This window comes from Gracilimonas sp. B-17, from assembly GCF_056857935.1.
Genome location: NZ_JBSXOA010000012.1, coordinates 951846 through 964010, shown reverse-complemented (window position 1 = coordinate 964010; position 12165 = coordinate 951846). Strand labels below are relative to the sequence as shown.

Sequence of the window (12165 nt, the reverse complement as noted above, 5' to 3'; positions counted from 1 at the left end):
TATTGATGTTATCTACATCGAAAGTTCACTGTCATTGAAACTCTGTTTTATTTCGCTGAGCAGGAACTCACAGGTCGCAATATTGCCTGCTATGATCCTTTTTCCATATAACCAATTATTATCTCCATTCCAGTCCATAACCATTCCTCCTGCCTCTTTTATGATCAGTGAACCTGCGGCCACATCCCAGGCACTCAAACCATATTCATAAAACCCTTCAAATCGGCCACAAGCCACATTACAGAGATCCCAGGCGGCAGTTCCCGGCCTCCTCACACCATGTGTTACTTCCATCATTCTCTTGAATAGTTTCAAATAATTATCCACCAGATCAAGTTCTTTATATGGAAATCCAGTTCCTATAAGAGATGAAGCAGGGTCATTTTGAGAGGAGACCTGTATAGGTTCTCCATTTCTAAAAGCCCCTTCTCCCTCAACTGCGTAAAATAGTTCGTCATTGGCTACTTCCATAACCAACCCAACTGCCGGCTCCTTGTTAACCCATAAAGCGATCGAGATACAATAAGCGGGAAATCCATGTGCAAAATTTGTGGTTCCGTCAATAGGGTCGATGATCCAAACCCGACCGTTTGGTAATTTATCTTTCTGTTCAGATTCTTCTGCAAGGATCTCATCATCGGGAAAAGACTGCTTGATGCATTCTATGATCTTTTGTTCTGAAGCCAGGTCAGCATCCGTAACAAGATCATTTTTTCCTTTCAATGAGACATTAAAGGATGACTCTTTGGCATACTTCCGGATGATCTTTGCTGCTGCATTTGCAGCGTTTGTCGCTACTTCCAACTCATTCTTATAACTCAAGGTGCTTCCCTATTTTGATTGGTTTATCTCAAAGATATCACGCTATGGCAGTCAATCCCAATTAATGCAGTTAATTCCCTATTCCTCCTTTAATATCATGCAAAAAATGAAGATATTCACAGCCCAATTTCTTATCCAAATATTATTCCAATGATCATTCCAATAGCCAGTGACCATGCCGGATATCCGGCCAAACAAAAAGTAATTAAGATCCTGAAGGAAATGGGCCATGATATTGTTGATTATGGCACGCATTCAGAGGATTCTGTAGACTATCCTGACTATGCCGTGCAGGTGGCTCAAAAAGTAAATGATGGAGAATATGAACTGGGTATTGTTATTTGTGGCAGCGGTCAGGGTGTATGCATGACAGCAAATAAATTTCCCAAGGTCAGAGCCGGATTGGTTTACTCAACGGAATCTGCAAAAATGACCAGACTGCATAATAACGCCAATGTTTTGTGTTTACCTGGGCGTGAACTTAACGAAGAACAGATGAAAGAACTTGTTAAGATCTGGCTAAACACGGAATTTGAAGGTGGCAGACATAAGCGCCGTATCGATAAAATTGAATCCCTAACAAAATAAAAGCTTTACATGAAGTCATTACAGGATCAGGATCCCAGGATCTTTAAGCTACTTGAAGAAGAAACCGATCGTCAGAATTATAACCTGGAATTGATCGCTTCTGAAAACTTTGCCTCCAAGGCAGTTATCTCTGCGATGGGGAGTGTACTTACCAATAAGTATGCCGAGGGTTATCCCGGTAAACGTTATTATGGTGGCTGTGAAGTTGTGGATGTGGTCGAAGATGTGGCGAGAGATCGTGCTAAAGAACTTTTCGGAGCAGATTGGGTCAATGTTCAACCTCATTCTGGAGCCACGGCTAATGCAGCGGTTTATCTTGCCTGTATGGATCCCGGTGATACATTATTGGGCTTTGATCTGTCTCATGGCGGGCATTTGACTCACGGTTCACCCGTAAATTTCTCAGGTATTACCTATAATGCTCAGTTTTATGGGGTTGAAAAGGATACAGGCCGGCTTGATATGAACAAGATCCGTGATAAAGCCAAACAGGTGAAACCAAAGATGATCTCAATAGGTGCTTCTGCATATCCACGGGATTATGATTACGAGGCATTCAGGAGTATTGCGGACGAAGTCGGTGCCCTCCTGTGGATGGATATGGCTCATACAGCAGGATTAATAGCAACAAAGAACTTAAAGGATCCTCTTCCACATGCCCATGTAGTCACTACAACCACACATAAGACATTAAGAGGCCCAAGAGGCGGCATGATCCTGGTGGGTAAAGATGGCGAGAATACACTTGGTGTAACAGCAAGAAAATCCGGACGTACCAAGAACTGGGGTGAGATCTTTGATTCAGCGGTATTTCCCGGAACTCAGGGAGGGCCACTCATGCATGTGATCGCAGCTAAAGCAGTTGCCTTTGGCGAGGCACTTGAAGATGGCTTTAAAGCTTATCAGACCCAGACACAGAAGAATGCTAAAGCCATGGCAGACAAATTTATAGAGCTTGGATATGATATTGTCAGCAATGGAACTGACAACCATCTTATCCTGATCGACCTTCGAAATAAAGGACTGAACGGTAAGATCGCGGAAGAAGCACTTGGCAAAGCTGCGATCACTGTCAATAAGAATATGGTTCCATTTGACACTGAAAGTCCATTTGTAACCTCAGGTATCAGGATCGGATCTCCAGCAATGACGACCCGCGGACTCAAAGAAGCGGAGTTTGAACAGATAGCAGTTCTGATCGACAACGTATTACAGAAGCCGGAAAATGAAATAAATCACAAAAAAGTGGAGCAGGAAGTACGAGATCTTTGTGACAAATTCCCACTTTATGATTTTGTAACCACTTAAGGATCAGAAGCGTTGGAACAACGGCAGATAATGCAAGGCAAACCACCTGAGGCTAAAAAACCGGCTGATCGCACAGATACTATGTCATTCCTCGAACACCTGGAGGAACTAAGATGGAGGATCATCAAAGGTTTGGTGGGTGTTTTGGTTGGGATCGCGATCGCTTTTGCTTTTTCTGATTTCTTTGTGGAAGATGTGATGCTTGGACCTACCCGGGCAGACTTTTTCATGTACGACATACTCAGAGTTGAAGCTGAGAATTTCGAGCTTCAAAGTCGTCGATTGCCCGGACAGTTCTTCACATTCTGGGGCACGTTGTTTGTTATGGGCTTTATCATCAGTTCTCCATTTTTCATTTTTCAGATGTGGTCGTTCATAGAACCTGCCCTGGAGCGTAAGGAGAAGAAAAAAACATTCTTCAGTGCATTCTTCATCACTCTCTTTTTCCTCATGGGGGTCGCTTTCGGATATTTGATCCTTGTCCCCTTTGCCCTTCAATTCTTTGCTCAGTTTCAAATATCGGATATCATCCGTAATGATTTTGACATAAACGAATATTTCAGTTCGGTATCTATGTGGGTGGTAGCCTGTGGTCTTATCTTTCAAATTCCTGTTGTTAGCTACTCACTTTCAAAGATTGGACTATTAACCCCAGAGTTATTAAAAACTTACAGGCGGCATGCCATAGTTATGTGCCTGATCGTTTCGGCCATGCTTACCCCCCCTGATCCCATATCCCAGATACTAATTGCCTTACCACTTACCATTCTTTATGAGATCTCGATCTGGGTGAGTCGGTATGCAAACAAAAAGCGTAAAAAAGAACTTGACGAAGCTATCACAGGTGTCTCTAAAACCTAAATGAAATTTTGGATAGGATTGAAGTCATCATATGGTATTATGATCCTTAAGCCTTATCTTCAATCATACTAAATTAGCTATCGGATAGTTAACAGAGCGATATAAAAAAATAATCACCTCAATTTTCATAATGACAATCAGCAAACGAATATTTTCACTTTTATTTCTATCAACCCTGACCCTTGGGCTACTGTCCTGTGATAATGATGACCCATTTGAAGTAGATTATTCTGCCGTACCTGAACCTTTTGATATCAGCAGTGCAGAACGAGTTGAGACCGAAACCGGCTTGGTTTATTATATTGTGGAGGAAGGTACTGGTGAATTTCAGGTTCAACGTCGCGATCAGGTTCGGGTTTTTTATACCGGACGTATCAATAATACCGGAGAGATCTTTGACAGCTCTTACCGAAACAGAAATACCACACCAACCAGTTTTGCATCACTTGAAAACCTCATTGCAGGATTCAGAGAAGGACTGATTGGCATGAAGGAAGGCGGTAAACGTGTATTAATTATTCCGCCGGATCTTGGCTACGGCAACTCTCCTTCTTCAAGGCTCAGTGATGATACCCTTAGATTCGATGTGGAGCTGGCTGAGATCGTAAGTGACTGATCTTATCACTCATTCAGATATACTCGTTTAACTTTTGGGGAGATAGCCGTTGTGATCTCATAGGGTATGGTCCCCAGTTTTTGTGCCCAGCTTTTTGCAGACAGATCATTATTTCTAAGGATGGTAACTTCATCTCCTGAAGCGATATTAGATGTAGAAGTGAAGATCATAAAGTAATCCATGCTGATGGTTCCTACTTCGTCAACCTTAGAGGAATCAATTTCTACCTGAAAACTATTACTCAACCCTCTGAAGAGGCCGTCAGCATATCCAACCGGTACCACTCCGATCAAGCCATCTTCCGGAGCTTTCCATCGGCTTCCATATCCAACCATTTCTCCTTTCATGATCTTTTTGACCTGAACCAGTCTAGATTTCCATTCCACTGCCGGTTCAAGCTCCCTTATTTCATCCTTACCTGGTGCATACCCATAAAGACAGACCCCGGGACGAACGGCATCGAAATAAAGGTCTTCATCACCGTAATAGAATATGGCCCCACTGTTTGCCGTATGTGTCATAAGATGTTGCGGAAATTCAGAACGAATATTCCTGAATATTTTCAATTGCTCTTTGACCCTTGGATGTCCTTTTACATCAGAGTTGGCAAAATGTGTGTAAATACCTGTGTAATTCAGGTCATGGGCCTCCATCATTTCAAGAGACTCACCAACTTGATCCTTTAACATACCTAGCCTGAACATACCCGTATCAAAATGAAGATGCGCTTTCGTTCCGGCTTTCAGTCGTTTAAACACAGAAAGGTCAGAAATACTGGCTGTCAGATCATGATCCAAATATTTTGGTTCACTTCCCTCTGGTGGGATCTCAAAAACCAGGATCTCATTTTCTATCCCACTATTCCTTAACTCTACGGCTTCTTCAAGCCTGGCAGTACAAAACCAATCTACTTTATCCTTAAGGAAATCTGCCACCGGCAACATACCATGGCCATAGGCTTCATCTTTTACGACCGCCATGCATTTAACCTCTTTTCCAACCTTATCTTTAACAGCGTTCAGGTTATTGAGGATGTTGCTGAGATGTATGTATAGAGTAGAACTCAAAATCTGTCTTTAACTGAATGAAAAGAATTTTTTACGTTTTTTCTTAAGGATCACCTGCGCTGCATTATGTCCTGCAGCACCAAATACTCCACCTCCAGGATGACAAGAAGCACTTGAAAGATAGAGATTCTGAATGGGGGTTTCATAGCGGCTCATTTCAGGTATTGGTCGGAACATGAACATCTGGTCAAAACTCATTTCAACATGCATCACATTCCCTCTCAACAAACCGTGTTTACGTTCAATATCCAATGGAGATTGAATGTACCAGTCGATGAGCTTTCCTTTCATGTTTGGTGCATATTCTGTGACCACATCATAGATCTTTTGAGCCTCCCGCTCACGAATGTCATCCCAATGCAACCCATTTGCCAGTTCATACGGATGCCACTGTGCCCAGGCAAATAATGTATGTTTCCCATCCTTTGCCACCTCGGGATCTATTTTGGAAAAGGTCATGCAAAGAACAGCCGGTTTTTCCGGCGGTAGTTTTTTTGTGTAATCCCCGATCGCATTGTTCATATACTGAACCGAAGGCGCCAAAAGCTGTATTCCATTGTGTATATCAGGATCACCCGGAGCAGCTGTATAATCAGGTAGTTCTTCAACAGCACACCTAATCACCATTCCGAACCCATTCCCTACATTTATATTTTCTACTTTAGTGAACAATGAATCATTCAGGTGTTCCCTGCCAACCATCTTCATCATGGTAGTTTGAACGTGGGCGTTAGAGACGATTGTCTCAGCTCTGAATTCTTCCCCCTTTTCAGTTCTGACACCAATGGCCTTTCCGTTTTCTATGATTATATCACTAACCGGTTGACCAGCCCTTACCTCTCCACCATGAGCCTCTATCATATTCTTCATAGCCTGAGTCAGCATCCCGCTACCTCCTTTTGGATGCTTAGCACCACTTTCATGTAACATGGATTGCCAGCCGGCGAAATCTCCTGTGGCAGAATGATCCGGCAAGGGTCCTGATTGTGCAGCAAACCAAAGAATTGCCGCCTTCATATATGGACTTTCGAAGGCATCATCCACCACCTTTCCATAACTTGATAAGATCTTTTGCAATCCGGCAGCCTGTTCTCCTTTTTTGAACATTGAGCCTTCCTTGATCTGCGCCCTGGTCATTTCAGCAAATAAACCACCGGTGGTTGGCTTTGTCATAAAAGCCTTTAGAACCCCCTTGTTGATCTTGCCCCAGAAATCTATAAAATCTTTATAGTTCTTAACATCTTCGGGGGCCACTTTCGAAATAGATTCAAGGGTACGTTCTACATCTTTCCAGAAATGGATCACCCCTTTACCGGTCGGAACCGGATAGGACATGATCGGATCCATATCTATGTACTCCAATCCATATTTCTCAAGCTCAAGATCTTCAATGATCCCTGTTTGATGGATCATAATATGAACCGATGATCCCACATCCATCCGAAAACCATTAGGATTTTCGTCAGATTGAAACATGGTCTCAGTTCGAACAGCCCCGCCTATGGTGGTATCTCTTTCAAGTACAAGTATCTTATGTCCGTTCTTGGCAAGATAACAGGCGGTTACAAGTCCATTATGGCCTGAACCAATAACAATGGTATCAAATGTTGACATATAATTATGAGTTTTTGGATGGAATGAAGTGGAACTTTTACTAAGTTGAGCAAACAGGATTATCCCCTGTATTCATTCCAATGAACAATTCTCTAAAGTACTTTAAATAATAGACAATCATGACTTTTTTTAAATCCTTTTTAGCTTCATGCCTGGGCATATTTGTAAGTTTCCTCTTGCTGATGCTGGTATTCTTTATCTTTTTGGTATCCAGTTCCTCACAACCCCTGCCCGAAGTTAAAGATAACAGTATTCTCACCATTGAGATGACTGGAACACTACCTGCTCGTGTACTCCCGAGTCCTTTTGAAACTTACTTTGATCCTGCAGCCGGTAACAGGCTATCATTGGTAACCCTTAAAGAAAACCTGACCAAAGCTGCTGCAGATGACAAGATCAAAGGAGTATGGGTAAAAGCTAACCTGATGAGTGCATCATGGGCTAATCTACAACAAGCTTATGATTATCTGCAAGAATACAAGGAGAGCGGTAAGTTTCTTTACTTCAGTACTGATGATATTGGAATGAATGAACAATCCTATTATCTGGCAACCGTTGCTGACAGTGTTTTCAGCCCCCCTAACACAAATTTCGAGTTCGACGGTTTTGTTTCACAGTTTACCTTTTATACTGATATGCTCGATAAAATTGGGGTTGAACCTGAGATATTCAGGGTTGGAAAATATAAATCAGCAGTAGAACCGTTTTTGGAGACCTCAGCATCACCTGAAAGCAGGCAACAAATATCAGAGATCCTGGATGCTGCAACGGGAACCTTTACTGAAGCTGTAGCCTTAAAAACCGGAGGTTCCGTGGAAGAGATCACAGAATTTCTCAACAGTGCACCGATAAACCGATTAGAAGCAGCTAAAGAATTTGGATTGATTGATGACTTGATCTTTGAAAACGATGTTGAAGACCTGATCAAGACCAGAATTGGGATAAATCCTGAAGACAAACTTAACACGATCTCCTTCAAAAAATACGGACAGATCCCTGCTGCTACAGCCGGTGTGAGTACTCCATCAACCTTTGACCGGATCGCCGTTATTTATGCAGACGGACCGATCATGCCTGAACTGGGATCTGAAACACCTTTTGATAATTCAGCAACTATCACTTCAGATAACATAAAAAAACATATTGATGAAGCCCTAAACAGCTCGTCTGTGAAAGCGATCGTGATTCATATTAACAGTCCGGGCGGTTCTGCCACAACTTCCGACCTGATCTGGAATACCCTGAAAACAGCCTCCGAACAGAAACCTGTTGTTGCATCCATGGGTAGCGTGGCTGCATCCGGTGGTTACTATATAGCGATGGGTGCCGATACGGTTGTGGCAAATTCAAATACCATTACCGGTTCTATCGGGATCTTTAACCTGCTGTTTAATGTAAAAGAACTTACAGAAGATAAGATCGGGCTCGACTTTGAAGTGGTCAAGACTCACCAATTTGCAGACCTTCTGGATCTTACAACTCCTTTTACCCCTACTGAGGAAAGAGTGATCCAGCAAAATGTAGAGAATGGCTACGAGGTATTTTTAAGTCGAGTGGCAGAAGCTCGGGGTATGACCAGAGATGAGGTACATGAACTTGCTCAGGGTAGGGTTTGGACAGGAGCAGCCGCCCGGGAAGTCGGTTTGGTTGACGAACTCGGTTCTATTGATGATGCCATTGCCATAGCTGCCGAAATGGCCAATATGGAGGACTATAGAATTGAAAATTATCCTAAACAGAAAGGATTATTTGAAGTATTGATGTCTGGAACTGAAGCAAAAATTTACAGCTACATTAACAGTTGGTTCCCATTTACGAATCATGAAGAAATCAGAAACCTAAAAATGTTGATGGACCAGCCGGCAGGTCAAAACTGGTTGATCTTACCAACGGATATCTCAGTCAGGTGATACAATGAATATCGGGCGGTTTGAAATTGAACAATTAAGTGAAGGAATTTTTGAGATCTTTGAAGATGGGTTGATCCAAAAATCAACCCTTTCAGAGATCAAGGAAGATCCGGACCTTCCGGGACTCAAGGAAACCTCCCAATACATCGGCATAAATCCGCTTTTGATAAAAGATGGAAAGCATAACGTATTGGTTGACACCGGACTTGGCTGGGGACTGGATCATAAGAGTTCATATACAGACACTTCTAACCTCCTTACCAATCTCGATATCTTTGGGCTCACCCCTGCTGATGTCACTCATGTGGTGTTAAGTCATCTTCATTACGATCATGCCGCCGGATCAACCTATGTGGATCATAATACAACTACCCAACCAACCATGTCTTACGCCAACTACTTTTTGCAAAAAAAGGAATGGTACTTTGCATTGGAGGAAACAGCCAAGGGAAATCAACGGCCAGGAGCAGGTTACCAACTTGATGAACTCTATAAGCTGGCTGCCGAGGATAAACTGGTTTTTATCACAGATCAAAAATTTGAGCTGTTACCGGGTATAGAGATCATTCGCACCGGAGGGCATACGCCCGGGCATCAGATCATTAAAATACAGGATGCCGGTGAAACTGCTTATTTTTTGGGAGATCTGGTCCCCAGCGAATTCCATCTCAACCATTATGCCATGCGTAAAATGGATGTGAACTCCATTGAATCGAAAAAGGCAAAAACTTTGATCTTGCGACAGGCTCTCAAAGAAAATGCGGTGTTATTATTTTATCATTCACTACATGCCAAGGCAGGTAAGCTGGTATTGAATAAGGATAAAAAGTTTGCGCTGAGGGATATTCGTTAGCAGTTCCTATCGCATTAACTGCCTATATCTTTTTCAAGATTTGATAAATATCCTATTCTCTTTTCGATAATATCAGGATCAAATATTTATCATCTCAAGACATCCCGGTTAATGAAGTACGTTTTATTTCTTGCCATTTTAATTTTTATACCTTTTTTCACGGCAGCACAAACTGTGACTGTCAAAGATGCTGAAACCGGTGAGCCTTTACCAGCAGTTACCATAAGCAGTGAAAACCCAACTTACTTCATTACAACCGACGAAAATGGGCAGGCATCGATCTCCCGATTTAAAGACATAAATCGGATACAGATTCGTATGTTGGGTTACCGTACTCTTATTCGTAGTTATTCCTCAATTGAGGCTGATAACTTTGAAATATTTATGCAGGCTGTAGCATTTGACCTAAATGAGATGGTTGTATCAGCTAACCGGTGGTCACAAAGTGCCTCAAACGTACCTTCAAAAATTACCACGGTAAGTCCTGAACAAGTAAGACTGCAAAACCCTCAAACAGCGGCTGATCTTCTGGATCTCTCAGGTGAGGTATTTATACAAAAAAGTCAGCAAGGTGGCGGAAGCCCCATGATCCGTGGTTTTGCAACAAATCGTTTACTGTATACCATTGATGGTGTCCGCATGAATACCGCCATATTCAGAGGGGGTAACATTCAAAATGTGATCTCCCTCGATCCATTCACTATCCGGAACACCGAGGTTCTTTTTGGTCCCGGTTCAGTGATCTACGGAAGTGATGCTATTGGTGGAGTCATGAGTTTCAACACGTTAACTCCTGCTTACTCAACTACTGAGAAACTGCAGAGCGATCTGGGAGCAACAGTTCGATACTCCTCTGCTAACAAGGAGAAAACAAGCCACATTGACCTTAGTGTGGGTGCTGAAAAATGGGCCATTCTAAGCTCTCTTTCCTATTTTGATTATGGCCACCTACGGCAGGGAAGCAATGGACCTGAAGCCTACTTGAAGGCTTATTATGTTGAACCGGGGCTCAACAATGATGATATCATTCTACAGGATAATCCACTTCAGCAAATACCTACTGCCTATTCCCAACTGAATGCCATTCAAAAAGTTCGTTATAAGGCTTCAGACAAACTCGAATTCAACTATGGATTCCACCTGTCTGAAACCACACCTTACGGCCGCTATGACCGTCACAACAGAATCAGAAATGATCTTCCACGTTATGCAGAATGGAACTATGGTCCTCAAAAATGGATGATGAACCATCTAAAAACAGAATTAGTGAATCCATCTGTTCTATATGATAATCTTAGCTTGAACCTGGCTCATCAATATTTTGAAGAAAGCCGGATCAGCCGTGACCTGAATAGCACAAACCGCGAGATCAGAATGGAGGAAGTTCAGGCGTATTCTGCCAACCTTGATTTCCTGAAGATCACAGGAAAACGTAATACCCTGTATTATGGATTTGAATATGTACTCAATGATGTAAACTCTGCAGGTTTGAATGAGGTGATATTTACAGGTGTTGAACAAGAAGGTCCCTCCCGCTATCCGCAGGCTACCTGGCAATCACTTGCAGCCTATATCAATGATGAATTCGAAGTTTCAGATCACCTTACTCTGCAAGGTGGCCTCAGGTATAATAGGATCATTATAGATGCTGAATTTGATACCCGTTTCTACCCTTTTCCATTTGAAGAGGCCAATATCAATAACGGTTCGCTGACAGGAAGCATTGGAGCTGTTTACAGGCCCTCAGAAAGCTGGATCATTAGTACAAATCTTTCAACTGCCTTCAGAGCACCCAACGTAGATGATATTGGCAAGATCTTTGACTCTGAGCCAGGTGCAGTCGTGGTTCCCAATCTGGGCCTGAAACCTGAATATGCCTATAATGCCGACCTGGGGATCGCCCATACCTTCGGTAATGTTCTAAAAACAGATGTTACCGGCTACTACACCATTTTAGAGGATGCCATTGTTCGAAGAAACTTTAGCTTGAATGGTTCCGACAGTTTAATGTATGATGGAGTTATGAGTCGGGTTCAGGCCCTTCAAAACGCAGCAGAAGCACATGTTTATGGAATACAGTTTGGATTGGAAGCCAATCTTTCACCTGAACTGGAACTTATCTCTGATCTAAACTTTCAAAAAGGTGAAGAGGAACTGGATGATGGAAGTACGAGTCCATCGAGGCATGCAGCTCCCTGGTTTGGGGTAACCAGGCTTACCTATGAACTTCAGAATATGGTATTAGAATTGAATTCAGAATATCAGGGTGAGAAGGCTCACAATGATCTTTCAGTCAGTGAACAGGGAAAAACCGAAATATACGCCCTCGATGAAAATGGCAACACTTACGCACCGGCCTGGTATACACTCAACTTCAAGGCCCTTTACGAATTGAATTCAAACTATACCATTACCGCGGGACTTGAAAATATCACAGACCAGCGTTACCGACCCTACAGTTCAGGGGTTTCAGCTCCCGGGAGGAACTTTATCATTTCACTCAGTATAAATATTTGATCATCGGTA

10 protein-coding genes are annotated in these 12165 nt (G+C 42.6%); 7 read left to right on the top strand and 3 right to left on the bottom strand.

Annotated elements, in window-relative coordinates:
* Nucleotides 1-12: 12 nt before the first annotated feature.
* Nucleotides 13-822, bottom strand: a complete 810-nt coding sequence (locus AC13FX_RS12510) for an inositol monophosphatase family protein (RefSeq protein WP_482881076.1) — start codon at nucleotides 820-822, stop codon at nucleotides 13-15.
* A gap of 150 nt (nucleotides 823-972) precedes the next feature.
* On the opposite strand from AC13FX_RS12510, the gene rpiB reads away from it, so the two are divergent.
* From rpiB to AC13FX_RS12490, 4 genes are all read left to right on the top strand, one after another.
* Complete coding sequence (gene rpiB / locus AC13FX_RS12505) at nucleotides 973-1410, top strand: ribose 5-phosphate isomerase B (protein ID WP_482881074.1); 438 nt, start codon at nucleotides 973-975, stop codon at nucleotides 1408-1410.
* A 9-nt stretch (nucleotides 1411-1419) separates the two neighbouring features.
* Complete coding sequence (gene glyA / locus AC13FX_RS12500; protein ID WP_482881073.1) at nucleotides 1420-2718, top strand: serine hydroxymethyltransferase; 1299 nt, start codon at nucleotides 1420-1422, stop codon at nucleotides 2716-2718.
* Nucleotides 2719-2748: 30 nt separating this feature from the next.
* On the top strand, nucleotides 2749-3579 hold the full coding sequence (gene tatC / locus AC13FX_RS12495) for a twin-arginine translocase subunit TatC (protein WP_482881071.1): 831 nt from the start codon (nucleotides 2749-2751) through the stop codon (nucleotides 3577-3579).
* 130 nt (nucleotides 3580-3709) lie between these two features.
* On the top strand, nucleotides 3710-4195 hold the full coding sequence (locus AC13FX_RS12490; RefSeq protein WP_482881070.1) for an FKBP-type peptidyl-prolyl cis-trans isomerase: 486 nt from the start codon (nucleotides 3710-3712) through the stop codon (nucleotides 4193-4195).
* 5 nt (nucleotides 4196-4200) lie between these two features.
* On the opposite strand, the gene alr is transcribed toward AC13FX_RS12490, so the two are convergent.
* On the bottom strand, nucleotides 4201-5262 hold the full coding sequence (alr, locus tag AC13FX_RS12485) for an alanine racemase (RefSeq protein ID WP_482881069.1): 1062 nt from the start codon (nucleotides 5260-5262) through the stop codon (nucleotides 4201-4203).
* Nucleotides 5263-5271: 9 nt separating this feature from the next.
* The gene (locus AC13FX_RS12480; RefSeq protein ID WP_482881068.1) at nucleotides 5272-6876 is read right to left on the bottom strand and encodes a phytoene desaturase family protein; all 1605 of its coding nucleotides are present in this window, start codon (nucleotides 6874-6876) and stop codon (nucleotides 5272-5274) included.
* A gap of 119 nt (nucleotides 6877-6995) precedes the next feature.
* Between AC13FX_RS12480 and sppA the strand changes: the two genes are divergently transcribed.
* The 3 genes from sppA (at nucleotide 6996) to AC13FX_RS12465 (ending at nucleotide 12156) form a co-directional block, all read left to right on the top strand.
* Nucleotides 6996-8786 carry a signal peptide peptidase SppA gene (gene sppA / locus AC13FX_RS12475; RefSeq protein WP_482881067.1) on the top strand — a complete coding sequence of 597 codons (1791 nt, stop codon included), beginning with the start codon at nucleotides 6996-6998 and terminating at the stop codon, nucleotides 8784-8786.
* 4 nt (nucleotides 8787-8790) lie between these two features.
* A complete protein-coding gene (locus AC13FX_RS12470) occupies nucleotides 8791-9639 on the top strand; it encodes an MBL fold metallo-hydrolase (protein WP_482881065.1) in 849 nt (282 codons plus the stop codon).
* A gap of 111 nt (nucleotides 9640-9750) precedes the next feature.
* A complete protein-coding gene (locus AC13FX_RS12465; RefSeq protein ID WP_482881064.1) occupies nucleotides 9751-12156 on the top strand; it encodes a TonB-dependent receptor in 2406 nt (801 codons plus the stop codon).
* Nucleotides 12157-12165 lie beyond the last annotated feature (9 nt).